Origin of the sequence: Clostridium sulfidigenes, from assembly GCF_000732635.1 — a bacterium.
Lineage (GTDB): Bacteria > Bacillota > Clostridia > Clostridiales > Clostridiaceae > Clostridium_J > Clostridium_J sulfidigenes.
In genome coordinates this window covers 37,604-62,459 of record NZ_JPMD01000006.1, presented here as the reverse complement: position 1 = coordinate 62,459, position 24,856 = coordinate 37,604, and the positions used below count along the sequence as shown (strand labels likewise).

Genomic DNA, 24,856 nt, shown 5'->3' with positions numbered 1-24,856 from the left:
AAGTAAAATTCAAAATCTACAAAAAACTTATATTAATTTAAAAATTTTTTTAAAAAAAACCATTGCATTTCTAAAATATTAGATTTATAATGGGTACATGATAAATAATATATTGAATTGTTTAAAAATTTAATATTGAATCATAAGTAGAGGCGCTTATAAATTGGTAACTGATAAATGTTAAGGAGAATACCCTCTGATGTTACAGTGAATTGTTTATAGGCCGAAAGGATGCAAAGGTATTTTGTATTACTTGGGGATAAGACACAAGGTTTTATCACTGCCATGTTATATGGAGAGCTATTTATGGAATGAAAAATATTCATTGCATTGATAGTTCTAACTAACTTAGTTATCTAATGGTGTTGAATATTTTCAACGCCATTTTTTATTTACTATATATTTATACTAAAAAGTTATACATAAATAAAAAGTAAACGATTATTTTATAGGGGGAAAAGAAAATGAAATCAGTAATCAGATTAAGAATGAGCGCACATGATGCACACTACGGTGGAAATCTTGTTGATGGAGCAAGAATGCTACAATTATTTGGAGATGTAGCTACAGAATTATTAATACAAAATGATGGAGACGAAGGTCTATTCAAAGCTTATGAAAACGTAGAATTCATGGCACCTGTATTTGCTGGAGATTATATCGAAGCTGTAGGTGAAATCGTACACGTTGGAAACACATCAAGAAAAATGACTTTTGAAGCTAGAAAAGTAATAGTTCCAAGACCTGAAATCAACGATTCAGCTTGTGACGTTTTAGAAGAGCCAATAGTTGTTTGTAAAGCAACTGGAATATGCGTAGTACCAAAAGATAAGAAGAGAAAGTAATTAAGTAATCACATGCAAGATTTCTTGCAAAAGTATTGTTAAAAATTTAACTAAATAAGGGGGATTTAAAATGGAAAAGTTAATAATTGCTGCAGCTATTTGTGGTGCAGAGGTTACTAAAGAACAAAATCCAAATGTTCCTTACACAGTGGAAGAAATTGGTCAAGAGGCTGAAAGATGTTATAAGGCTGGAGCTAGTATAATTCATCTTCACGTTAGAGAAGACGATGGTACTCCAACTCAAGACAAAGATAGATTTGCGGCTTGTATAGCTGAAATTAAAAGAAGATGTCCAGACGTTATCGTTCAACCATCTACTGGTGGTGCTGTAGGAATGAGCAACGCAGAAAGACTTCAACCAGTTGACTTAAAACCAGAAATGGCAACATTAGACTGTGGAACTTGTAACTTTGGTGGAGACGAAATATTTGTCAATACAGAGAATACAATCAAAGAATTTGGAAGCAAAATGATTGAGTTAAACGTTAAGCCAGAAATCGAAGTATTCGATAAAGGTATGATTGACATGGCGATCAGACTTCATAAAAAAGGATTTATAAAAGCACCAATGCACTTCAACTTCGTTATGGGAGTTAATGGTGGAATAAGTGCTGGAATGAGAGACTTTGTATTTATGAAAGAAAGTATTCCAGCAGGAAGCACTTACACAGTATCAGGAATAGGCAGAAATGAATTCCCATTAGCTGCAATGTCTATGATAGAAGGTGGACATGTAAGAGTTGGATTTGAAGATAACGTATACCTATCAAAAGGTGTTATGGCAGAAAGCAATGCTGACCTAGTTGAAAAAGCTGTAAGAATAGCTAAAGAATTAGGAAGAGAAATTGCAACTCCAGCAGAAGCAAGAGAAATATTAGGACTTAAAGCTTTATAATTTGAAGCATAATATAAGAAGTTATTTTTAACGTATAAGATTAAAAATATAATAAACAATAATTAAGTAGAAAAAAATTTATTGAGACTAAAGTAAAAAGGAGTGTTTTTAATGAAAAAAGGATGTAAATATGGAACTCACAGAGTAATAACACCAGCAGGAGTATTACCACAACCAGCTTTAAAAATAGACAATACAATGGAAATATATGATAATGAAATACTTATCGACGTTCAAGCTTTAAACGTTGACTCAGCAAGCTTTACACAAATAGAAGAAGAAGCTGGACATGACGTAGAAAAAATAAAAGCAAAAATCCTTGAAATCGTTGGAGAAAGAGGAAAAATGCAAAACCCTGTAACTGGTTCAGGCGGAATGCTTATCGGTAAAATTGCTAAAATAGGAGCTGCATTAGAAGGAAAAACTGATCTTAAAGTTGGAGACAAAATCTCTACATTAGTATCTCTTTCATTAACTCCACTTAAAATAGAAGAAATCATCGATATTAAACCAGACATCGATAGAGTAGAAATTAAAGGTCAAGCAATATTATTCGAAAGCGGATTATATGCTAAACTTCCAGAAGATATGGAAGAAACTTTAGCACTAGCTGCACTAGACGTAGCAGGAGCTCCAGCTCAAGTTGCTAAATTAGTTAGACCAGGACAATCAGTTCTTTTATTAGGAGCAGCAGGAAAATCAGGAATGTTATGTTGCTACGAAGCAGTTAAAAGAGTTGGACCAACAGGAAACGTTATTGGTTTAGTTAGAAACGAAGAAGAAGCTGCAAGATTAAGAAGATTAAACTTAAACATGAAAATAGTTATCGGAGATGCTACTAAAGCTATCGACGTAATGAACTTAGCTTTAGCTAACAACAACGGCGAAGAAGTTGATGTATCTATCAACATAGTTAACGTTCAAAACACAGAAATGTCAACTATATTACCAGTTAAAGATGACGGTATAGTTTACTTCTTCTCAATGGCTACAGCATTCACTAAAGCTGCTTTAGGAGCTGAGGGTGTAGGTAAAGACGTAACTATGATAGTAGGAAACGGATATACTAAAGGACATGCTGAAATAACATTACAAGAGTTAAGAGAAAACGAAACTCTAAGAGCTATATTCCAAGAATTATACGTTTAATCCGTAGATTATAATTGATTAATTAATAAAATTAATATATATAAATGTGAAATTATAGGGGGTAACAATTAATGAATACAACTCGTAGAAAAGAATTATTTCCAAACGTTACAGATGAACAATGGTTTGACTGGAAATGGCAAACAAAAAACAGAATAGAAACTTTAGATGAATTAAAGAAGTATATTCCATTAACTCCAGAAGAAGAAGAAGGAGCTAAAAAATGTCTTGAAACTTTAAGAATGGCTATAACTCCTTACTACTTATCATTAATCGATCCAAACAATGCTAATGACCCAGTAAGATTACAAGCTATCCCAACAGGATTAGAAGCTCATAAATCTGCTGCAGATTTAGAAGACCCACTACACGAAGATACAGATTCTCCAGTACCTGGATTAACTCATAGATATCCAGATAGAGTATTACTTCTTATAACTGACCAATGCTCTATGTACTGCAGACACTGCACAAGAAGAAGATTTGCAGGACAAAGCGATGACTGCATGCCAATGGAAAGAATAGATAAAGCTATAGATTATATCAGCAAAACACCAGTAATCAGAGACGTTCTATTATCAGGTGGAGATGCTTTACTAGTTGACGATTCAGTACTTGAGTACATCATCAGCAAATTAAGAGCAATACCACACGTAGAAATAATCAGAATTGGTTCAAGAACACCAGTAGTTATGCCACAAAGAATTACTGATGGACTTGTAAATATGTTAAAGAAATACCACCCAATCTGGTTAAATACTCACTTTAACCATCCAAACGAAATCACAGAAGAGTCTAAAGCTGCATGTGAGAGAATGGCTAATGCTGGTATACCACTAGGAAACCAATCAGTACTTCTAAGAGGAGTAAATGACTGTGTTCACACAATGAAACAATTAGTTAACGATTTAGTTAAAATCAGAGTTAGACCTTACTACATCTATCAATGTGACTTATCATTAGGACTAGAGCACTTCAGAACTCCAGTTTCTAAAGGTATCGAAATAATTGAAGGATTAAGAGGACATACTTCTGGATACTGCGTACCAACATTCGTTGTTGACGCTCCAGGCGGCGGTGGAAAAACTCCAGTTATGCCAAACTATGTAATTTCTCAAAGCCATGATAAAGTAATACTTAGAAACTTTGAAGGAGTTATAACTACTTACTCTGAGCCAACAAACTACACTCCAGGATGTACTTGTGATGTTTGTACAGGTAAGAAATCAGTTCATAAAGTTGGAGTTGCTGGATTATTAAACGGTGAAAAACTTGCTTTAGAACCAACAGGATTAGAAAGAAACGAAAGACACGCTCACTAGAATATAGTTAGAAGTGATCTTAATGAATGAAATTTTAAAGTTATTGAAACCATATAAAAGTGTATCTATTATAGGTATGAATAAAAATGTGGGAAAAACTACGACTTTAAACCATATCTTGAAGGAGGCTAGGGGCTCTGTGTCCCTTGGCCTAACTTCTATAGGGAGAGATGGTGAAGAGTTAGACAGGGTTACGGCTACAGAGAAACCTAAGATATATATTGAAAAGGGGACTGTGATTGCTACAGCCAAACAATGTCTTTTAAATAGTGATTTCACAAGAGAAATTGTAAGAACTACAGGAATAAATACTCCTATGGGAGAAGTTGTTATTTGTAAAGCCTTAAGTGATGGTTATGTGGATTTAGGAGGACCTTCCGTGAATTCATATATGACCAATATAAAAGATCAATTATTAAGTCTTCAGTGTGATCTTGTAATAGTAGATGGAGCTTTAAGTAGAAAGACCTTTGCTTCACCCGCCATAACAGAAGCTACAGTGTTATCTACAGGAGCCGCTCTATCAAGAAGTATGAAGACCGTCATAAGTGAGACAAAACATACTATGGATCTATTAAGTTTACCCCATGAGCAAGATAGGTCTATTTTAAATGTCGCAACAAAAATATGTGATTCAGGAATTGTAGGCATCATTTATAAGGATGGTACCTATAAAGTACTAGAGGTTTTAACTGCCCTAGAAGCTTCAAAAGAAATTGTAGAAGCTTTGAGTGAACAAGTATCCCATGTAGTTATTAAAGGTGCAGTTTCTGACAAACTTATTAAAAATATCATGACTTCTACTAACCTATATAAAGATATAACTTTTCTTGTGGAAGATGGTACTAAGCTATTTATTAGTAGTGAAAGCCTTTATAGATTCCATAGGCAAGGTGGGGTCATAAAGGTCCTAAATAAGATAACTGTGGTTTGCATAACTTCAAATCCAAAATCACCTTATGGATATGAATTTCCAAAGGATGAATTCTTAAAAGGTCTTAGAGAAGCTGTCAATGTTCCAGTATTTGATGTATTAGGGGGGAAATAATATGAAGTTTTTAGATAATGAACAAAGGGCTCAAATAGGGTTTTCCTTTATCATGGATGAGCTTGGTATAATAACTCCTTATGGTACTGAGGAAAAGAAGCTGATAAAGCCTTTTAGAATTAATGAGTATGATAAATTGGTAGAAGAGCTTACTAACGTTGAGCTGATGATAGGTCATATGAATGAATATCATGATGAGTTTAACGATATAGTAAGACTTCTACACAAGATTAAAGATATAAGAAATACATTAAGAAGAGCAGAGAAGGTAGAAATATTAGATGAAGTTGAACTTTATGAGGTTAAATATGTATCTATGCTTTTGGAAGAGCTTAAATTAGTCTTAGATAATATTAATTTATCTGTAGGTAAAATTAAGCTTCATTCCCTAGAAGAAGTAATAGATATATTAGACCCAAGTAAAAAACGTTTATCTACATTCTATATTTATGAAGAATATAGTGAAAAACTTTCTCAGATAAGAAAACTAAAAGGTGAAAAGGAAAAAGCAATTTTTTCTTGCAATGATGAAGGTCTTATTGAAAAGTTAAAACAAGAGCGATTAGATATTGTTATTCAAGAGGAAGAAGAAGAGTTACATATTAGAAAAGAACTTACTTCTAAATTGTCCTCCTTTAGTAGATATATATCAGAAAATTTAAAAGTGGTAGGTATTTTAGATTTATTAATGGCAAAGGCAAGCATTGCTATTAAATACAATTGTGTTAAACCTAACATAGTTAAAGAGATGAATATTGATATAGAGGATGGAATAAATCCTGAAATTGAAGCGATCCTTAAGAAAAAAGGAAAAGCATTCTCTCCTGTTAATATACAGCTTCATGGGGGAACTACGGTGATAACTGGAGCTAATATGGGAGGAAAGAGTGTAGCATTAAAGACTATTGTTTTAAACCTATTTCTTGGACAATTGGGCTTCTTTGTATTTGCAAAAAAAGCAACTTATCCAGTATTAGATTTTATTCATTTTGTATCAGACGATATGCAATCTATATCTAAGGGATTAAGCACTTTTGGAGCTGAGATAATTAAATTAAAAGAAGTGGTAGAGTGTGTAAAACGTGGAGATGGATTTGTGGCTCTTGATGAGTTCGCTAGGGGAACAAACCCTAAAGAAGGATATTACCTTGTAAAATCTCTTGCAAATTATCTACAAAAATTTAACACTGCTAGCATAATATCTACCCATTATGATGGTGTGGTAGAAGAACCTATGGTTCATTATCAAGTTGTAGGACTAAAAAATATAGACTTTGAGAAACTAAAATATAAGATTGATCTTAATAAGACTCATTCAGTTGAAATTATCCAAGAGCATATGGAATATAAACTTGAAAGAGTATCTAAGACAAATCAAGTACCTAAGGATGCGCTAAATATAGCGATGCTATTAGGATTAGAAAAAGACATAGTGAATATAGCGAAAACATATTATGAGGAGGAGTACAATGGAAAGTAAATTAAATTTAGATTTAAATCTAGTTGCTAAAGCTAGAGAATCATCAAAGAATATAGCTCAAGACACTCAAAAGTTCATAGACAGACATACTACAGTAGCTGTAGAAAGAACTGTATGTAGATTATTAGGTATAGATGGCGTAGATGAATTTGGAGTACCACTACCAAACGTAGTTGTAGAAAACATTAAAGCTGGAAACGGATTATCTGTTGGAGTTGCTGTATTAGTAGGTAATGCTATGGTTAACACTGGATTAACTCCACAAGAAATAGCAGAAAAAGTAGCTAAAAATGAATTAGATTTAACTAAACTACCTATGAAAGATATGTTTGAAATAAAAATGGCAGTTGAAAAAGTTGCTAAAAACATGGTAGCTACAATCAAAGCTAACAGAGGCGAGAGAGAAGCTTACCTTGAAAAATTCGGCGATAAAACAGGTCCATACCTTTATGTTATCGTTGCTACAGGAAATATCTATGAAGATATAATTCAAGCTAAAGCTGCTGCAAAACAAGGTGCAGACGTTATAGCTGTTATTAGAACAACAGGACAAAGCTTACTTGACTACGTTCCATACGGAGTAACAACTGAAGGATTCGGAGGAACTTTTGCAACTCAAGAAAACTTCAGACTTATGAGATCAGCTTTAGATGAAGTTGGAGAAGAATTAGGAAGATACATCAGATTATGTAACTACTGTTCAGGATTATGTATGCCAGAAATAGCTGCTATGGGAGCTATGGAAAGACTTGACGTAATGCTTAACGATGCATTATACGGAATACTTTTCAGAGATATCAATATGCAAAGAACTATAGTTGACCAATACTTCTCAAGAGTAATCAATGGTTTTGCAGGAGTTATAATCAACACTGGTGAAGATAACTACTTAACAACTGCTGATGCTGTTGAAGAAGCTCACACAGTGCTTGCTTCTCAATTCATCAATGAGCAATTTGCTTTAGTTGCAGGACTTCCAGAAGAGCAAATGGGTCTAGGACACGCATTTGAAATAAACCCAAATGTTGAAAATGGATTCCTATATGAGCTTGCTCAAGCACAAATGGCTAGAGAAATATTCCCTAAAGCACCACTTAAATACATGCCTCCAACTAAGTTCATGACTGGAGATATATTCAAGGGTCAAGTACAAGATGCATTATTTAACATGGTTACAATAATGACTAGCCAAAAATTACACTTATTAGGAATGTTAACAGAAGCTATACACACTCCATTTATGAGTGATAGAGCACTATCTATTGATAATGCGCAATATATATTCCATACAATGAAAGACCTTGGTTCTGAAATCACTTTCAAAAAAGGTGGAATAATGGAAACAAGAGTTGATGAAGTTCTAGGAAAAGCTGCTGATCTATTATCTGTAATAGAAAAAGAAGGTTTATTCAGTACTTTAGAGCAAGGTAAATTTGCAGGTATTAAGAGACCTCTAAACGGAGGAAAAGGATTAGATGGAGTTGTTGAGAAGGAAGCTAATTACTTCAACCCATTTATAGATTTAATGTTAGGAGGAGACAGATAATGAGTGGTGGATTATATTCAACAGAAGTTAGAGATTACGATACTAATTTAGATCTAACTAAGCTTAAACCTTACGGAGATACTATGAATGATGGAAAGGTTCAAGTGAGTCTTACTTTACCAGTTAAAGATGATGAAAGAGGAATAGAAGCTGCTATTCAACTTGCAAAATCAATGGGACTTAAAGATCCGAACGTTGCTCATCACGGAGCACTAGATAAAGAGTTTACATTCTATGTAGTATATGGTTCATTAACTCATACTGTTAATTATGAAGAAATTCATGTTCAAACTGTAGAAGTAGATACTATGTCTATGTCAGAAGTTGGAGAATACATTGAAGAGCACATCGGAAGAGATGTAGTTATCATAGGAGCTTCAACAGGAACAGACGCTCACACAGTTGGAATCGATGCTATCATGAACATGAAAGGTTTCGCTGGTCACTATGGTCTTGAAAGATACAAAGGTATCGAAGCTTACAACCTAGGAAGCCAAGTAGAAAACGAAGAGTTCGTTAAGAAAGCTATCGAGCTAAAAGCTGACGTTCTTCTAGTATCTCAAACAGTTACACAAAAGGATGTACACATCCAAAACCTTACTAACCTTGTAGAGTTATTAGAGGCAGAAGGTTTAAGAGATAAAGTTGTATTAATCTGTGGTGGTCCAAGAATAACTCACGAACTTGCTAAAGAATTAGGATACGATGCAGGATTCGGACCAGGAAAATATGCAGATGACGTTGCTAGCTTTGCAGTAACTGAAATAGTTGAAAGAAAGTTAGTTTAATTTAAAAAAGTTTAATGTTTAAAAGTCTAGTTTAATGTTTATATATATATTTAGTTTATAGGGATAAAAAACTAAAAGGGTTACGTGAAATAAAATTATAGGGTATATAAGTAGAATGAAGAAATTCATTCTACTTTTTTATATTGTATCCATACAAATAACATAAAATAACTAAAATTAAGAAATTGTATTGATTTAATATGACATTTATGGAATAATTGTATTGTAAAGATTAAATTAATAGATACAAAATGTACATACAATTTTGTGCTATACTGTAGGGGGAATATAAATGAATACAAGATCAGAGTTAAACAAAAACCTAGCAGAAATGCTAAAGGGTGGAGTAATAATGGATGTAGTTAATGCTGAGGAAGCTATAATTGCAGAGAAAGCAGGAGCGGTTGCTGTAATGGCTTTGGAACGTGTGCCTTCTGATATTAGAAAGCAAGGTGGCGTTGCTAGAATGTCAGATCCTAAGATGATAAAAGAAATTCAAGAGGCTGTATCTATTCCAGTAATGGCAAAGGTAAGAATAGGTCATTTTGTAGAAGCGCAAATATTAGAAGCCATTAAGATTGATTATATAGATGAAAGTGAAGTATTAACTCCAGCGGATGATTTATTTCACATAGATAAAAAAGGATTTAATGTACCTTTTGTATGTGGAGCTAGAAACCTAGGAGAAGCACTAAGAAGAATAGGTGAGGGAGCTTCCATGATAAGAACTAAAGGAGAAGCTGGTACTGGAGATGTTGTAGAAGCTGTAAGACATATGAGAACTATGATGAGTGAAATAAGGAAAGTGCAAAACACACCGAAGGAAGAGCTTATGACTATAGCTAAAGAAATGGGTGCACCATATGATTTAATAGTTTATGTTCACAACCATGGAAGACTACCAGTAGTTAACTTTGCTGCCGGTGGAGTAGCTACGCCAGCTGATGCAGCTTTAATGATGCAACTTGGAAGTGATGGAGTTTTCGTTGGATCTGGTATATTTAAATCAGCAGATCCAGAAAAAAGAGCTAAAGCTATAGTTCATGCTGTAGCAAACTATAATAATCCTGAAATCTTATCACAAGTTTCTGAGGACTTAGGAGAACCTATGGACAGTATAAATACTAAGGATATACCAGATGGCAAATTATATGCATCAAGAGGATGGTAGTACTATGATAACTATAGGCGTACTAGATTTACAAGGAGCTGTAATAGAACATGTAGATAAGATTAATAATATAAGTGGAGCCACAGCCTTAAGAGTGAAGAATGTGAAGGACCTAGAGGATATAGATGGCCTTATAATTCCAGGAGGAGAAAGCACTACCATAGGAAAACTATTAAGGGATTTTAACATGCTATCTCCACTAAAAAGCAAAATTGAAAGTGGGATGCCGGTATGGGGAACCTGTGCAGGTATGATAATTCTCGCTAAATCCATCCTAGGAAGTGATTACAACCATTTAGGTGTTATGGGTATAGAGGTAAGAAGAAATGCCTATGGCTCTCAATTAGACAGCTTTATAACAGATGAAATAGTGGAAGGTGTCAGTGAAGAAAAAATACCTCTAGTATTTATAAGAGCTCCTTACGTTGAAAAAGCGCATGAAGGGGTAAAGGTGCTATGTAGCTTAGATGAAAAAATAATAGCATGCAGAGAAAACAATATGCTAGCAACATCATTTCATCCAGAGTTAACAAAGGACTTATCAATGCATAAGTATTTTTACAACATGTGCAAAGATAGATTAAAATAAATAATGAGCTTTTGCAAAATAAATCATTAATCTTATATAAAATGCTGAGGATGTACTTTAATAATATAAGTGCATCCTCAGCATTTATTTAGTTTAATTTATTTTGAAGAAGTTCCTAAGCTAGTTCTTCCCATTGATCATATAGGTTTTGAAGTTCTTCTTCAGTTTTTTGTATTTCTTTATTTATTTCTATGCTTTTTTCAGGGTTTGAATAGACTTCTTCAAGGCATAACTGCCCTTGAAGCCCTTCAAGAGATTCCTCAGTAGCTGCTATTTTATTTTCAATGTTTTTAAGAATATTAGCTTTTTCTTTTTTCAGCTTTTTCAGCTTCACGTTTTTTCTTTTTATCTAGCTTTAACTGAGTCTTAGTAATCCCTGAACCTTCCTCTATATCCTCAAACCTTAACGGGTTTTTCTTTTTCTCTACGTAATAGGAATAGTTGCCTAAGTATTCCTTCACTCCATCTTCATTAAGTTCAAAGATTTTGTTTATAATTTTATTTAAGAAGTATCTATCGTGGGATATGAGAATTATTGTGCCATCATAGTTTAAGATTGCATCTTCTAAGGCCTCACGAGAGACAATATCTAAGTGGTTTGTAGGTTCATCTAGAAGAAGAAAATTAGCTTTAGAAAGCATTAGTTTTAGTAAATTAATTCTACATTTCTCTCCACCACTAAGGGTAGATATGGACTTAAATACGTCATCCCCTGTAAATAAGAAGGCTGCAAGAGCCGATCGTATCTCAGTGGTAGTCATATGAGGAAAATCATCCCATACCTCATCTAAAATAGTTTTATTAAAGTTTAAATTAGATTGCTCTTGATCGTAATATCCAACAAATACGTTTTTACCTAATACCTTAATCCCATTATCTGAAGGTATTTTATCCATGATTATTCTAAATAAAGTAGTTTTACCACGACCGTTTTCACCTATAAGAGCAATTTTTTCTTCACGTTTAATATCCATATTTAAACCTTCAAATAGAAGTTTTTCACCAAAACTTTTACTTAAATTTTCTACATAAAGAACATCATTACCACTTTTTATTTGTGTTTCAAACTTTATTTTTGAAGCCTTTGCATCTTTAATAGGTGCTTCTATTCTTTCTATCTTATCTAAGGCTTTTTGACGACTTTCAGCAGCTCTTATACTTTTCTCACGATTAAAGGACTTATACTTAGTTATGATTTCTTCTTGTCTTTTAATCTCTGCTTGTTGAAGATCGTAAGCCTTCTGCATCACTTCTTTATTTTTCTCTTTAAGGTCGATAAAGGCTGTATAATTTCCGTTATAGCACTGTGCAGTTCCACCTATGAGTTCTATGGTCTTATTGGTGATAGCATCTAAGAAGAATCTATCGTGGGAAATTACTATAATTGTGCCTTTAATTTCTTTAAGGTAGTTCTCTAACCATTCTATTGCATCAAGGTCAAGATGGTTTGTAGGTTCGTCTAGAAGCAAAATTTCAGGTTTTCTAAGAAGGAGCTTACATAAAGCAACTCTAGTCTTTTGACCACCGCTTAATATAGATATGGATTTATCAAAATCAACTTCTGTAAAGCCTAGGCCTTTAAGTACACGACTAATTTCACCTTTATAAGTGTATCCACCACGATTTTCGTAAACCTCTGTTAAAGTAGTATAATCACGTATAATCTTATTGTGATAATCTTCTTTAGCAGCATCATAAGGTTCCTTCATCTTCTCTTCTAAATTGTGTAATCTTTCCTCCATATCTATCAGTGACTTAAACACGGAAAGAAGTTCAGTATATATGGTATTATCTGAATCTAGAGAAAGGTTTTGAGAAAGATATCCAAGTTCCTTTGATTTATCTATATATAGCTCACCACTATCATATTCCATTTGGTTGGTTAAAATTTTAAATAGGGTTGATTTACCTGCACCATTAGCACCTATTAATCCTATTTTTTCACCTTCATTTATGTTGAAGGTAATATCTTTTAAAATCATATCTATTCCGAAGTATTTACTTATGTTTTTACAACTTAAAACTATCATTTATTTCACCGTCCTACTAGCATTTTAACATGAAAGTTAGAAATTTAAAATAATTTGTATAGTACAGTGGAGTAATGGGTATTGTGAGTAATAGGAAACATTGTTATATATAATACAAAGAAAAGTAAAATTGGTATAAAAATTAAGTTTGTGAGATTTTATATATTATTTATAATAAAAAGTTAAAAAAATTTATAATTTATATATACAATAAAGTATTTTAAATGTACAATATAGCATTATAGTTTATTTATTAAAAAATATATAACAAATCAATGGTAATATAGTATAATATCTATATGAATAAAACCTCCGTTGAATATGAGATTAGAATAGTTATTTTAGATAATATTTAATAGAGAATTATAGTATGAAAAAGCATGAAAATAAAAGACAAAAAGAATAAATAAGAAATATATAAAGAATATATATAAGGAGTTGATAAGAGGTGGAGAAGAAAAGAAGCATTTCTATGGCTGTAATAAAAAGGCTACCTAAGTACTACAGATATTTGCGCGAATTAGATAAAAATGAAGTTGATAGAATATCCTCTAAAGAACTAAGTGAAAGAATTGGGTTTACAGCTTCACAAATAAGACAGGATTTAAATTGTTTTGGAGATTTTGGTCAACAAGGCTATGGATATAATGTTAAGGAATTATTATATCAAATCTCTGTTATATTAGGCCTTAACAAAGAGTATAACACTGTAATAATTGGAGCTGGAAATATAGGTCAAGCAATTGCCAATTATACAACCTTTGATAAGATGGCATTTAATCTTAAAGGTATTTTTGATGTAAATGTAAAACTTATTGGGCTTAAAATAAGAGATATTGAAATTAGAGATATGGATGAGTTAGATGGTTTCTTACAGAGAGAAAAGATTAACATAGCTATAATTTGTGTTCCTAAAAATAGAGCTCAAGGGGTAGCAGATGTGGTAACAAAGAATGGCGTAAAGGGAATATGGAATTTTGCACCTATAGATCTAAAGGTTAGCGAAGATGTCATTGTAGAGAATGTACATCTTAATGAAAGTTTAATGACTTTAAGTTACTTATTAAATGAGCGTGAAAAAGAAGAAGAATTCCTATAATACTAAAAAAAGACAATACGAATTTCTTAAAATTTGTATTGTCAGGAATTTTTTGAATTTAATTATATGAATTAAGTAAAAAGATTCATTAAAAAACATAAATAAAATATAAATTAGGTTGAAAAAGAATTATAAACAGTCTATAATAGTGATTAAGGTATTAGAACCTTAATCACTATTTTTGTTAAATTAATAACGATTTATGGCGGCTAACACCTGAAAAATTGCATGGGGGATTTTGAACATGGATTATAAGAACATAGTCTTGGAAAAAGAAGGAAATGTGGCTTTAGTTAAACTAAACAGACCTAAAGCATTAAATGCTTTAAACACAGAAACTTTAAAAGAAATTGATTGTGTTATCCAAGAAATTTCTGGGGATAAAGAAATTTATGCAGTTATTCTTACAGGAGAAGGTAAAGCTTTCGTTGCTGGAGCTGATATTTCAGAAATGAAAGAAATGAATGCTATAGAAGGTAAAGAATTTGGTATTCTTGGGAATGGGGTTTTTAGAAAAATTGAAAAACTTGAAAAACCTGTTATAGCTGCAGTTAATGGTTTTGCATTAGGTGGTGGATGTGAACTTGCAATGGCTTGTGATATTAGAATTGCATCAGTTAAAGCTAAGTTTGCACAACCAGAAGCAGGGCTTGGAATAACTCCTGGGTTTGGCGGAACTCAAAGGTTATCAAGACTTGTAGGTGAAGGAATTGCAAAAGAATTAATTTACACTTGTGACATGATCAATGCTGAAGAAGCTTTAAGAATTGGATTAGTAAACAAGGTAGTAGAACCAGAGACACTTTTAGATGAAGCAAAAGCTATGGCTAATAAAATAGCTAAGAATGCTCCTATAGCTATAAGCCAATGTAAAGCGGCTATCAATAGAGGCTTGCAAATGGATATTGATAGTGCAGTATTATATGAAGCTGAAGCATTTGGAATGTGTTTTGCTACTGAAGACCAAAAAGAAGGTATGACAGCTTTTGTTGAAAAGAGAGACAAGAATTTTAAGAATAGATAATCGAAATAGATAATCGTATAAGTAGGAGGTATTATAATGAATTTTTCATTAACTAAGGAACAAGAACTTGTAAAGCAAATGGTAAGGGAGTTTGCTATTAATGAAGTAAAACCTATAGCAGCTGAAATAGATGTTACAGAAAGATTCCCAATGGAAAACGTAGAGCAAATGGCTAGATACAACATGTTAGGAATTCCATTCCCAACTGAATTCGGTGGAGCAGGTGGAAACAACGTATCTTATGCTATGACTGTAGAAGAACTTTCTAAAGTTTGCGGAACTACAGGAGTTATAGTTTCTGCACACACTTCTTTATGTGGAGCACCAATATATCAATTTGGTACTCAAGAGCAAAAAGAAAAATATTTAACACCACTTGCAAAGGGTGAAAAACTAGGTGCATTTGGTCTTACTGAGCCAAACGCAGGTACTGATGCTGCTGGACAACAAACAACAGCTGTACTTGAAGGAGATCACTACGTATTAAACGGTTCAAAAATATTCATAACTAACGGTGGAGTTGCGGATATCTTCGTAGTATTTGCAATGACTGATAAATCAAAAGGAACTAGAGGAATATCTGCTTTCATAGTTGAAAAGGATTTCCCAGGATTCTCAATAGGAAAAGTTGAAGAGAAGTTAGGAATAAGAGCATCATCTACTACTGAATTAGTATTTGAAAACTGCATAGTTCCAAAAGAAAACTTACTTGGAAAAGAAGGAAAAGGATTTGCTGTTGCAATGCAAACTCTTGACGGAGGAAGAATTGGTATAGCAGCTCAAGCTTTAGGACTAGCTCAAGGAGCTTTAGATGAAGCTGTTGCTTACATGAAAGAAAGAAAACAATTCGGAAGATCAATAGCAGCATTCCAAGGACTTCAATGGATGGTTGCTGATATGGATGTTCAAATAGAAGCTGCTAGACTTTTAGTATACAAAGCTGCATACAAAAAAGATATGGGTATGCCATACTCAGTAGATGCTGCTAGAGCTAAATTATATGCTTCAGAAGTAGCTATGGATGTTACAACTAAGGCTGTTCAATTATTTGGTGGATATGGATACACTAAAGAATATCCAGTTGAAAGAATGATGAGAGATGCTAAGATAACTGAAATCTACGAAGGAACTTCTCAAGTTCAAAGAATGGTTATCGCAGGAAGCATATTGAAATAGGAGGTAGTGAAAGATGAAAATAGTTGTTTGTGTAAAACAAGTACCAGATACAAATGAAGTTAAAATAGATCCAAAAACAGGAACTCTTATAAGAGATGGTGTTCCTTCAATAATAAACCCAGATGACAAAAACGCTTTAGAAGGAGCTTTACAATTAAAAGATACTTATGGTGGACACGTAACTGTTATAACAATGGGACCTCCACAAGCAAAAGTAGCTTTAGAAGAAGCATTAGCAATGGGAGCAGACGAAGCTATACTAGTTACAGATAGAGCTTTCGCTGGAGCTGATACATTAGCTACATCTCACGCTTTAGCTGCAGCTATTAAAAACTTAGATTATGATATAATATTCGCTGGAAGACAAGCGATTGATGGAGATACTGCACAAGTTGGACCAGAAATTGCTGAACACTTAGGAATGCCTCAAATAACTTATGTTGAAGCAGTTAGCCAAGAAAAAGAAGGCGTATTAAACGTAAGAAGAGCTTGGGAAGATGGATATGAAAATATCAGAGTTAACACTCCAGTTCTATTAACTGCAATCGAAACTTTAAACGTGCCAAGATATATGAACATTAAAAACATATTCGCAATGGCTAAAGAAAAAGAAGTTAAAGTATGGACTGTAGCAGACATTAACGTTGATGTTAACCTACTTGGTCTTAAAGGATCACCTACAAAGGTTAAAAAATCAATGACTAAAGAAGCTAAAGGACAAGGTGAAATATTTGAAGTATCACCAAAAGAAGCAGCTTCAATTGCGCTTTCAAAACTAAAAGAAAAACACTTCATCTAAGATATAGTTAAGGAGGAAATTACCATGAATATAGCAGATTATAAAGGTGTATGGGTCTTTGCAGAGCAAAGAGACGGAGAATTACAAAAGGTTGCTTTAGAATTATTAGGAAAAGGAAGAGAAATAGCTGACAAGTTAGGAGTAGAACTTACAGCATTATTACTTGGACATAAAAATATAGAAGAAATGACTAAAGAATTAGGAGCTTTTGGAGCAGATAAAGTATTAGTATGCGACAATGAGTTACTAACTCACTATTCAACTGATGGATATACAAAAGTTATAAACGAAGTTGTAAACGCTAAAAAACCAGAAATCCTATTCATTGGAGCTAGCTTCATTGGAAGAGATTTAGGACCAAGAGTTGCAGGAAGACTTTCAACAGGTCTTACAGCTGACTGTACATCTCTAGATGTAGATCCAGAAAACAACAACTTATTAATGACAAGACCAGCTTTCGGTGGAAACTTAATGGCTACAATCGTTTGTGGAGATCATAGACCACAAATGTCTACAGTAAGACCTGGAGTTTTCGAAAAGTTAGCTAAAGATGAAAACAGAGCTTTCCAAGTTGAAAAATTTGACGTTCAATTATCAGCTTCTGATATAAGAACAGAAACTATGGAAGTTGTTAAATCAGTAAAAGAAATGGTAGACATTACTGAAGCTGATATCGTAGTTTCAGGAGGAAGAGGAGTTGGCTGTAAAGAAAACTTCGCTTTACTTCAAGAACTTGCAGACGTAATGGGAGGAACTTTAGCTGGATCAAGAGCAGCTGTTGATAATGGCTGGGTAGAAAAAGCAGTTCAAGTAGGACAAACAGGAAAAACTGTAAGACCTACTATATATATAGCTTGCGGAATTTCTGGAGCAATCCAACACTTAGCTGGAATGCAAGATTCTAACTACATCATAGCTATTAACAAAGATTCAGATGCTCCAATCATGAAAGCTGCTGACGTAGCTTTAGTAGGAGACTTTGCTAAAGTTATTCCAGAAATGATAGCTCAATATAAAGAGATGAACAAATAGTAAATTTATAAGACTTTAGATTAATTGAATTTTATAGTACACTAATTAACATAAGATGAGGGGATATACGGAGATGTATATACCCCTCATTTGTTAAATATTGAATAAAAGTCTAATTTCGTTGAAAATTGTATACATATATTTATATTTATTGAGTTATTTTTGATAAATATAAATATAAATATATAAAAATGTGGTAATATAGATTTGTAATAGTCTATAATCCATAATACAAAATTATGTTAGGAGTGTTTAATATGAAAAAGATATGTGTTTTAGGCGCAGGTACAATGGGATCAGGAATAGCTCAAGCTTTTGCCGCTAAAGGATATGAGGTAATAGTTAGAGATATAAAGGATGAATTCGTACAAAAAAGGTCTTGGAATGATAGAAAAAAATATTTAAAAAACTTGCTACAAAAGGTAAAATAACAGAAGAACAAGCAGAAGAAATTTTATCAAGAGTTAGTGGAACTACAGAATTAAGCTTATTAGATGATGTAGATTTAATAATAGAAGCTGCAGTAGAAAACATGGAAATCAAAAAACAAATTTTTAAAGAATTAGATGAAATCTGTAAACCAGAAGCAATCCTGGCTACAAATACATCTTCACTTTCTATAACTGAAATTGCTACTGCTACAAAGAGAGTTGATAAAGTTATAGGACTACACTTCTTTAACCCAGCTCCAGTTATGAAACTTGTAGAAATCATAAAAGGAATGGGAACATCACAAGAAACATATGATGCAATGCATGAATTAGTTATTAACATATCTAAGGAGCCAGTTCAAGTAGAAGAAGCTCCAGGATTTGTAGTAAACAGAATTTTAGTACCTATGATAAATGAAGCTGTTTGCATCTATGCAGAAGGTATTGCAAGTGCTGCAGATATAGATAAAGCTATGATGCTTGGAGCAAATCATCCAATGGGACCTCTTGCTTTAGGTGACTTAATTGGACTAGATGTTTGCTTAGCAATCATGGATGTATTATATAAAGAAACTGGAGATTCAAAATACAGAGCACACAGCCTACTTAGAAAATTCGTTAGAGCTGGACAATTAGGAAGAAAAACTGGAAAAGGATTCTTCGATTATAGTAAATAATAATATCATAAAAATATTACAGCAAAAGAGTAAAGAGTAATTTATCTTTACTCTTTTCTTTATGTGAAAATAAATTAAATATAATTAAAAAAATAAAAGATAGATAAAATTATAACAATGCATTTTATAATTTATTGTAGATTTTTAAAAATAAAAGGAGTATAGTTTAAATGGAATCACCAGAAGTTTGAAAGAATAACTGGAATTCAAGAGGATGTTTATAAAAAATGGATTTATTTGCTTGAAAATTTATAATATTTAATTTACTATATGGTTGACTATAATTAAATAAAATTATAAAATATAAGTGTAACCGACACAATGTATATTCATGTAAAGGATTTAAGTCGTATTATTTAAGGATATATGGAGATTTAAGTTAGTTTATTGGACAAGTGTAATGTGGTAAAGAATCCTATCATTATTGCGCTGTTTATTTTTGCGTTTGTAGCCACTATGTTAAATAAATATCTAATGTTCATATATAAATTTCAATGAAAATAGTATAATATTATATTTGGCAAAGGATATGAATTAAAATGGTGAAATATTAAATTCATATAAAAACAAAATATGTTTAAAATACGGAGGAAAGTACTATGTATAAAATTGTTGAAAAGAAAATTTTGGCACCTTCAATATTTATGATGAAGATTTTAGCTCCAAGAGTAGCTAAATCAGCTCGTCCAGGTCAATTCATTATAATAAGAATGGATGAAAAGGGTGAGAGAGTACCTTTAACAGTATGTGACACAGATGTAGAAAATGGAACAGTATCAATAGTTGTACAAACAATTGGATGTACTACAAAAGCTATGGAACAATATGAAGAAGGGGATTCTTTCTTTGACTTTGTTGGACCTTTAGGGATGCCTTCTGAGCTTTTAGAAGAAGACAAAGATAAGCTAAAAAATGAAAAAATAATGTTTATATCAGGTGGAGTTGGAGCTGCACCAGTATATCCTCAAGTAAAATGGTTACATGAAAACGGAATTAAAGCTGACGTAATCATGGGATTTAAAAATAAAGAAATGGTTATTTTAGAAGAAGATATGAAAAATGTTGCAGACAATGTTTATGTAGCAACTGATGATGGTAGCTATGGATTTAAAGGAATGGTTACTAATAGATTAAAATCTTTGGTTGAAGAAGGCAATAAATACGATACAGTAATTGCTATAGGACCAATGATAATGATGAAATTTGTATGTAAATTAACAGAAGAATTAGGTATAAAAACAATAGTTAGTATGAACCCAATCATGGTTGATGGAACAGGTATGTGTGGTGCTTGTAGAATAACTGTTGATGGAGAAACTAAATTTGCTTGTGTTGATGGACCAGAATTTGATGGACATAAAGTAAACTTCGATGAAGCATTAAAAAGAACAACTATGTATAAGACAGAAGAAATACAAAAGGATTCTATACAAAAAGGATGCAAAGTAGGAGGAAATAACTAATGGATAGAATGAAAAGAACTCCAATACAAGAACAAGATCCAAAGGTAAGAGCAACTAACTTTCAAGAAGTTTGTCTTGGTTACACTGAAGAAGAAGCAGTTCAAGAAGCTTCTAGATGTTTAAATTGTAAAAACAAACCATGTGTATCTAAATGTCCAGTTGCAATAGATATACCAGAGTTTATTCATCATGTAAAAGAAAGAGAGTTTGAAAAGGCTGCAAAAGCTTTAGATAAATATACAGCACTTCCAGCAGTATGTGGAAGAGTTTGTCCTCAAGAATTACAATGTGAAAGCAAATGTGTTCTTGGAATAAAAGGTGAGGCAGTAGCTATAGGTAAATTAGAAAGATTTGTAGCTGACTGGTCAAGAAATAACAACGTAGATTTAACACAAGAAATTCAAAAGAAAGATAAGAGAGTTGCTGTAATTGGATCAGGTCCATCAGGAATAACTTGTGCTGGAGACTTAGCTAAAATGGGTTATGACGTAACTGTATTTGAAGCTTTACATGAGCCAGGTGGAGTTTTACTTTATGGAATTCCTGAGTTCAGATTGCCAAAGGATACCGTTGTTAAACATGAAGTAAACAACCTAAGAAAATTAGGAGTTAAAATAGAAACAAATGTAGTTGTTGGTAGAACAGTTACAATAGATGAATTAATGAATGATGAAAAATTTGATGCTGTATTTATAGGATCAGGAGCAGGACTTCCTAAGTTTATGGGAATTCCAGGAGAAAACTTAAATGGAGTATTCTCAGCAAATGAATTCTTAACTAGAAATAACTTAATGAAAGCATTTAAAGATGAGTATGCTACTCCAATTAAATCTGGTAAATGCGTTGCAGTAGTTGGTGGCGGTAACGTTGCTATGGATGCTGCTAGAACAGCTTTAAGACTAGGTTCAGAAACACATATAGTTTATAGAAGAAGTGAAGCTGAACTTCCAGCTAGAGTAGAAGAAGTACATCACGCTAAAGAAGAAGGAGTTATCCTTGATTTATTAGTTAATCCTACAGAAATCCTTGGGGATGAAAATGGTTGGGTTAAAGGAATGAAATGTGTAAGAATGGAACTTGGAGAGCCAGATGCATCTGGAAGAAGAAGACCACAAGTAATAGAAGGTTCTGAGTTTACATTAGACTGTGACACTGTTATCATGTCACTAGGAACTTCACCAAACCCATTAATTCCAGCTACAACTAAAGGCTTAGAAACTAATAAATATAAATGCATAGTTGCAGAGGAAGAAACAGGACTTACTTCAAAAGAAAAAGTATATGCTGGTGGAGATGCTGTAACAGGTGCAGCTACAGTTATACTTGCTATGGAAGCTGGTAAAAAAGCTGCTAAAGCTATTGATGAGCAATTAAGTAAGTAATTTTAAAAGCAGAATTAATAAAATCAAGCCATATTTTAAAGTTATGTGAAATTCTTTAAAATATGGCTTTTTTATATGATAAATATAGTATAATGAAACTGAAAACTAGTAGATTTCTAATACATTTAAAGAAATTTTTGGAGTCATAGATTTATGACTAAAACTATAATAAACAGAGTTCTTAGCTTCTCTGAAGTTTAGGACTAATTAATAGGAAAGTAGGGTGCATAAATATGTTATTAGATGTAGTAAAAAAATATTATGGAGAAGAATATGATTTAAACTGTGCAGAGACTATGCTATATGCTGCTAATGAAGAATATGGTTTAAACTTAAGTAAAGAAACTTTTAAAACCATGGCTGCTTTCGGTGGGGGAATGGGTGTAGAATCCACTTGTGGAGTTATCACAGGAGCAATATCTGTTCTTGGTATCTTATTTACAAAGGAAAGAGCCCATGAAAGCGATTATGTAAAAACCCTTACTCAAGAATTCATTGAAAACTTTAATAAAGAATGTAATTCATTAAATTGTGATAAATTAAAGGAATTATATAGAAATGATGAAGTAAGATGTCTTAATATAGTAGAAAAAGGTGCAGTTATATTAGACAACATAGTAACAAGAGAGAGAAATAAACAGTAATTGAGAATAATTTTAAAACTTAGTGCTGAGAATATCCTTAGCACTATTTTTAAACTAGCATCCCATAAGTGTTATTTAAAGGAGGTTGATATGGATGGACTTTAAAGAAGCTATTGAAGAAAGTGGAAAAGTTATATTAAAGGATGTAAAGAATTTTGAACTTCCCCATATTTTTGATTGCGGACAATGTTTTAGATGGAACAGACAAGATAATAATAATTATATAGGTGTAGCCTTTGGAAAAGTTATTGAAATTGAAAAAAGGAATAATGATGTAGTTATATATAATACGGATTTAAAGGATTTTAATGACATATGGCTAAATTACTTTGACCTAGAAAGGGACTATTCAGCTATAAAAGAAGAATTTGAGAAGGATGAACTTTTAAAAAAAGCAGTAGAATTTGGTGTAGGAATTAGAATACTACAACAAGATCCCTTTGAAATGCTAATATCTTTTATTATATCTGCAAATAATAGAATTCCTATGATAAAAAGAGCTATAGAGAATATAAGCAAATCATTTGGCAAATCTATAAAGTACAAGGGAAATACATATTATGCCTTTCCAACCTTAGAGGAGTTTAGAAGAGCTACAGTAGAAGATATAGAAGCTTTAGGGGTTGGATTTAGGGCTAAGTATATATATAAGGCACTAGAAGATTTGAGTAGCGGTACCTATGATTTAAACGCAATAAAACAAAGTGATGATGATGGATGTCATGAGGGTCTTAAAAATTTTAATGGAGTAGGGCCTAAGGTAGCTGATTGCATAATGCTATTTTCTATGGGGAAATACTCAGCATTTCCAGTGGATGTTTGGGTGAAAAGAGCAATGCAGTTCTTTTATGTGGCACCAGATGTATCATTGCCTAAAATAAGGGAGTTTGCAAGAGAGAAGTTTGGTAGCTTATCTGGATTTGCACAACAATACTTATTTTATTATGCAAGAGAAAACAATATAAAAATAGATTAAGTTAGAAATAGTTGATATATAGAACATAAACTAAGGGTATACAAGGTGGGAAAGGTATGGAGAATAAAAATAAGATAAAAAAGTATGTAACAAATGGAATAATATGGACTATAGTTATAGTAGTGTTATTAATAGCCTATTGGGAATTTTCCAAGAAATTCACTGTATTTAGAGATCCAGAAGAATTAAAAAAATTAATACTATCCTTTGGTAGTTATAGTATAATTGCCTTTGTAGTGCTACAAATGATACAAGTAATAATATTCTTTATACCAGGAGAAGTTGTTCAAGTAGCAGGGGGATATATATTCGGACCTTTAGTAGGAGGAATTGCCTCTGCTGTAGGGATAATTCTTGGAAGTGTAGTTGCTTATTTTATAGCTAAATTATTTGGGAAAAAGTATATAAATAAGCTTATTGAAAAAAATAATTTAACTAAGATGAAGAGGATATTAGATGCTGGAAGTAATAATATAGTTATCTTTGTAATATACTTTATACCTGGAATACCTAAAGATATATTAGTTTATGTAGCTGGTATATCCAATGTAACTTTAAGGGATTTTATATTATATTCTTCTGCTGGTAGATTACCATGGATAATCACATCTGCCATGTTTGGCCACGGTATACATAGAGGGGACTATGTATCTATGATAATTATAGGGGTAGTATCAGGAGTCTTATTTTTAGTCGGAATACTTAAAGGACATAGTATTATAGACTTTTTCCATAGAGCGTTAAAGCATAAAGGTAAAAATAAGAGAAAATAAGAGAAAATATTACCATGAGTGAGATATTTTAATATATTCGCTTATTTTACCAGGTTCTATTAAAATAAAAGATTTGCTTATAAAATAATAATTATATATTATTATATTGTAGTTAGCACTCAATAGTCGTGAGTGCTAATAAATAAAGATAAATAAAAAAATTATATAAATAATTAACAATAGGAGGGTTTTTTATGAATATCAGACCATTAGGCGACAGAGTTGTAATCAAAAGATTAGAATCTGAGGAAATAACTAAAGGAGGAATAGTTCTAGCAGGTACTGCAAAAGAAAAACCACAAGAGGCAGAAGTCGTTGCAGTAGGTCCAGGAACTTATTCTCATGGAAGAGAAATTAAGATGGAAGTGAAAATAGGAGATAAGATATTATTTTCTAAATTTGCAGGCACAGAAGTTAAGTTACAAGGACAAGAATATATTATATTAAAGCAAGAAGATATATTAGCAATACTAGAATAAGTAATATAATTTAATGATAAGCTAAGAAATTCACATAT

Annotated in this window: 22 protein-coding genes, 2 pseudogenes and 1 riboswitch; of the genes and pseudogenes, 23 read left to right on the top strand and 1 reads right to left on the bottom strand. The window is 32.4% G+C overall.

Annotated elements, in window-relative coordinates; genetic code table 11:
• Nucleotides 1-139: 139 nt before the first annotated feature.
• A riboswitch (Lysine riboswitch) is annotated at nt 140-311 on the top strand.
• Nucleotides 312-464: 153 nt separating this feature from the next.
• From kal to pdxT, 10 genes are all read left to right on the top strand, one after another.
• Nucleotides 465-845: a 3-aminobutyryl-CoA ammonia lyase gene (gene kal / locus IO99_RS03850; RefSeq protein WP_035130526.1), complete on the top strand. Its 381-nt coding sequence runs from the start codon at nt 465-467 to the stop codon at nt 843-845.
• 70 nt (nt 846-915) lie between these two features.
• Nucleotides 916-1,740: a 3-keto-5-aminohexanoate cleavage enzyme gene (gene kce / locus IO99_RS03845; RefSeq protein WP_035130524.1), complete on the top strand. Its 825-nt coding sequence runs from the start codon at nt 916-918 to the stop codon at nt 1,738-1,740.
• 111 nt (nt 1,741-1,851) lie between these two features.
• Nucleotides 1,852-2,889: an L-erythro-3,5-diaminohexanoate dehydrogenase gene (kdd, locus tag IO99_RS03840; protein ID WP_035130522.1), complete on the top strand. Its 1,038-nt coding sequence runs from the start codon at nt 1,852-1,854 to the stop codon at nt 2,887-2,889.
• A gap of 71 nt (nt 2,890-2,960) precedes the next feature.
• Nucleotides 2,961-4,211 (top strand): lysine 2,3-aminomutase, encoded by a 1,251-nt coding sequence (gene kamA / locus IO99_RS03835; protein ID WP_035130520.1) that lies wholly within the window; start codon nt 2,961-2,963, stop codon nt 4,209-4,211.
• A gap of 22 nt (nt 4,212-4,233) precedes the next feature.
• Nucleotides 4,234-5,259: a lysine 5,6-aminomutase reactivase subunit KamB gene (gene kamB, locus IO99_RS03830; protein ID WP_035130517.1), complete on the top strand. Its 1,026-nt coding sequence runs from the start codon at nt 4,234-4,236 to the stop codon at nt 5,257-5,259.
• A 1-nt stretch (nt 5,260) separates the two neighbouring features.
• Entirely contained in the window at nt 5,261-6,739 is a 1,479-nt protein-coding gene (gene kamC / locus IO99_RS03825) for a lysine 5,6-aminomutase reactivase ATPase KamC (protein ID WP_035130514.1), read from the top strand.
• Nucleotides 6,729-8,285 carry a lysine 5,6-aminomutase subunit alpha gene (kamD, locus tag IO99_RS03820; RefSeq protein ID WP_035130511.1) on the top strand — a complete coding sequence of 519 codons (1,557 nt, stop codon included), beginning with the start codon at nt 6,729-6,731 and terminating at the stop codon, nt 8,283-8,285. The genes kamC and kamD overlap by 11 nt, the downstream gene beginning before the upstream one ends.
• A complete protein-coding gene (gene kamE, locus IO99_RS03815) occupies nt 8,285-9,073 on the top strand; it encodes a lysine 5,6-aminomutase subunit beta (protein WP_035130508.1) in 789 nt (262 codons plus the stop codon). Before kamD ends, kamE begins: the two co-directional genes overlap by 1 nt.
• 292 nt (nt 9,074-9,365) lie before the next feature.
• On the top strand, nt 9,366-10,244 hold the full coding sequence (gene pdxS, locus IO99_RS03810) for a pyridoxal 5'-phosphate synthase lyase subunit PdxS (protein ID WP_035130505.1): 879 nt from the start codon (nt 9,366-9,368) through the stop codon (nt 10,242-10,244).
• Nucleotides 10,213-10,833: a pyridoxal 5'-phosphate synthase glutaminase subunit PdxT gene (gene pdxT, locus IO99_RS03805; protein ID WP_242844082.1), complete on the top strand. Its 621-nt coding sequence runs from the start codon at nt 10,213-10,215 to the stop codon at nt 10,831-10,833. Before pdxS ends, pdxT begins: the two co-directional genes overlap by 32 nt.
• A gap of 115 nt (nt 10,834-10,948) precedes the next feature.
• Here pdxT and abc-f read toward each other — a convergent pair.
• A pseudogene (gene abc-f / locus IO99_RS03800) lies at nt 10,949-12,863 on the bottom strand (ribosomal protection-like ABC-F family protein).
• A 448-nt stretch (nt 12,864-13,311) separates the two neighbouring features.
• Here abc-f and IO99_RS03795 point away from each other — a divergent pair.
• The 13 genes and pseudogenes from IO99_RS03795 (at nt 13,312) to groES (ending at nt 24,818) form a co-directional block, all read left to right on the top strand.
• Nucleotides 13,312-13,962, top strand: coding sequence for a redox-sensing transcriptional repressor Rex (locus tag IO99_RS03795; RefSeq protein WP_035130502.1), 651 nt, complete (start codon nt 13,312-13,314; stop codon nt 13,960-13,962).
• A gap of 244 nt (nt 13,963-14,206) precedes the next feature.
• Nucleotides 14,207-14,986 carry a short-chain-enoyl-CoA hydratase gene (locus IO99_RS03790; RefSeq protein WP_035130499.1) on the top strand — a complete coding sequence of 260 codons (780 nt, stop codon included), beginning with the start codon at nt 14,207-14,209 and terminating at the stop codon, nt 14,984-14,986.
• Between the two features lie 36 nt (nt 14,987-15,022).
• Entirely contained in the window at nt 15,023-16,162 is a 1,140-nt protein-coding gene (locus IO99_RS03785) for an acyl-CoA dehydrogenase (protein ID WP_035130496.1), read from the top strand.
• A 13-nt stretch (nt 16,163-16,175) separates the two neighbouring features.
• A complete protein-coding gene (locus tag IO99_RS03780) occupies nt 16,176-16,961 on the top strand; it encodes an electron transfer flavoprotein subunit beta/FixA family protein (RefSeq protein ID WP_035130493.1) in 786 nt (261 codons plus the stop codon).
• Between the two features lie 24 nt (nt 16,962-16,985).
• Nucleotides 16,986-17,993, top strand: coding sequence for an electron transfer flavoprotein subunit alpha/FixB family protein (locus IO99_RS03775; RefSeq protein WP_035130491.1), 1,008 nt, complete (start codon nt 16,986-16,988; stop codon nt 17,991-17,993).
• A gap of 239 nt (nt 17,994-18,232) precedes the next feature.
• Nucleotides 18,233-18,735, top strand: a pseudogene (locus IO99_RS19795) (3-hydroxyacyl-CoA dehydrogenase NAD-binding domain-containing protein); the annotation flags it as partial.
• Nucleotides 18,715-19,101 carry a 3-hydroxyacyl-CoA dehydrogenase family protein gene (locus tag IO99_RS19790; protein WP_423219415.1) on the top strand — a complete coding sequence of 129 codons (387 nt, stop codon included), beginning with the start codon at nt 18,715-18,717 and terminating at the stop codon, nt 19,099-19,101. The pseudogene IO99_RS19795 and the gene IO99_RS19790, both read left to right, overlap by 21 nt.
• A gap of 599 nt (nt 19,102-19,700) precedes the next feature.
• Entirely contained in the window at nt 19,701-20,564 is an 864-nt protein-coding gene (locus IO99_RS03765; RefSeq protein ID WP_035130488.1) for a sulfide/dihydroorotate dehydrogenase-like FAD/NAD-binding protein, read from the top strand.
• Nucleotides 20,564-21,946, top strand: coding sequence for an NADPH-dependent glutamate synthase (gene gltA / locus IO99_RS03760; protein WP_035130485.1), 1,383 nt, complete (start codon nt 20,564-20,566; stop codon nt 21,944-21,946). Before IO99_RS03765 ends, gltA begins: the two co-directional genes overlap by 1 nt.
• Before the next feature lie 233 nt (nt 21,947-22,179).
• Nucleotides 22,180-22,590, top strand: a complete 411-nt coding sequence (locus IO99_RS03755) for a C-GCAxxG-C-C family (seleno)protein (RefSeq protein WP_035130482.1) — start codon at nt 22,180-22,182, stop codon at nt 22,588-22,590.
• Nucleotides 22,591-22,684: 94 nt separating this feature from the next.
• Nucleotides 22,685-23,566 (top strand): DNA-3-methyladenine glycosylase family protein, encoded by an 882-nt coding sequence (locus IO99_RS03750; protein WP_035130479.1) that lies wholly within the window; start codon nt 22,685-22,687, stop codon nt 23,564-23,566.
• Between the two features lie 56 nt (nt 23,567-23,622).
• Entirely contained in the window at nt 23,623-24,339 is a 717-nt protein-coding gene (locus IO99_RS03745; protein ID WP_035130476.1) for a TVP38/TMEM64 family protein, read from the top strand.
• Nucleotides 24,340-24,533: 194 nt separating this feature from the next.
• The gene (groES, locus tag IO99_RS03740) at nt 24,534-24,818 is read left to right on the top strand and encodes a co-chaperone GroES (RefSeq protein ID WP_035130475.1); all 285 of its coding nucleotides are present in this window, start codon (nt 24,534-24,536) and stop codon (nt 24,816-24,818) included.
• The last annotated feature ends 38 nt before the right edge of the window (nt 24,819-24,856 follow it).

What these genes read in the sequence shown, in the direction of transcription:
- kal (WP_035130526.1), top strand. Translation starts at nt 465, where the DNA reads ATGAAATCAGTAATCAGATTAAGAATGAGCGCACATGATGCACACTAC.
- kce (WP_035130524.1), top strand. Translation starts at nt 916, where the DNA reads ATGGAAAAGTTAATAATTGCTGCAGCTATTTGTGGTGCAGAGGTTACT.
- kdd (WP_035130522.1), top strand. Translation starts at nt 1,852, where the DNA reads ATGAAAAAAGGATGTAAATATGGAACTCACAGAGTAATAACACCAGCA.
- kamA (WP_035130520.1), top strand. Translation starts at nt 2,961, where the DNA reads ATGAATACAACTCGTAGAAAAGAATTATTTCCAAACGTTACAGATGAA.
- kamB (WP_035130517.1), top strand. Translation starts at nt 4,234, where the DNA reads ATGAATGAAATTTTAAAGTTATTGAAACCATATAAAAGTGTATCTATT.
- kamC (WP_035130514.1), top strand. Translation starts at nt 5,261, where the DNA reads ATGAAGTTTTTAGATAATGAACAAAGGGCTCAAATAGGGTTTTCCTTT.
- kamD (WP_035130511.1), top strand. Translation starts at nt 6,729, where the DNA reads ATGGAAAGTAAATTAAATTTAGATTTAAATCTAGTTGCTAAAGCTAGA.
- kamE (WP_035130508.1), top strand. Translation starts at nt 8,285, where the DNA reads ATGAGTGGTGGATTATATTCAACAGAAGTTAGAGATTACGATACTAAT.
- pdxS (WP_035130505.1), top strand. Translation starts at nt 9,366, where the DNA reads ATGAATACAAGATCAGAGTTAAACAAAAACCTAGCAGAAATGCTAAAG.
- pdxT (WP_242844082.1), top strand. Translation starts at nt 10,213, where the DNA reads ATGGCAAATTATATGCATCAAGAGGATGGTAGTACTATGATAACTATA.
- IO99_RS03790 (WP_035130499.1), top strand. Translation starts at nt 14,207, where the DNA reads ATGGATTATAAGAACATAGTCTTGGAAAAAGAAGGAAATGTGGCTTTA.
- IO99_RS03785 (WP_035130496.1), top strand. Translation starts at nt 15,023, where the DNA reads ATGAATTTTTCATTAACTAAGGAACAAGAACTTGTAAAGCAAATGGTA.
- IO99_RS03780 (WP_035130493.1), top strand. Translation starts at nt 16,176, where the DNA reads ATGAAAATAGTTGTTTGTGTAAAACAAGTACCAGATACAAATGAAGTT.
- IO99_RS03775 (WP_035130491.1), top strand. Translation starts at nt 16,986, where the DNA reads ATGAATATAGCAGATTATAAAGGTGTATGGGTCTTTGCAGAGCAAAGA.
- IO99_RS19790 (WP_423219415.1), top strand. Translation starts at nt 18,715, where the DNA reads ATGGGAACATCACAAGAAACATATGATGCAATGCATGAATTAGTTATT.
- IO99_RS03765 (WP_035130488.1), top strand. Translation starts at nt 19,701, where the DNA reads ATGTATAAAATTGTTGAAAAGAAAATTTTGGCACCTTCAATATTTATG.
- gltA (WP_035130485.1), top strand. Translation starts at nt 20,564, where the DNA reads ATGGATAGAATGAAAAGAACTCCAATACAAGAACAAGATCCAAAGGTA.
- IO99_RS03755 (WP_035130482.1), top strand. Translation starts at nt 22,180, where the DNA reads ATGTTATTAGATGTAGTAAAAAAATATTATGGAGAAGAATATGATTTA.
- IO99_RS03750 (WP_035130479.1), top strand. Translation starts at nt 22,685, where the DNA reads ATGGACTTTAAAGAAGCTATTGAAGAAAGTGGAAAAGTTATATTAAAG.
- IO99_RS03745 (WP_035130476.1), top strand. Translation starts at nt 23,623, where the DNA reads ATGGAGAATAAAAATAAGATAAAAAAGTATGTAACAAATGGAATAATA.
- groES (WP_035130475.1), top strand. Translation starts at nt 24,534, where the DNA reads ATGAATATCAGACCATTAGGCGACAGAGTTGTAATCAAAAGATTAGAA.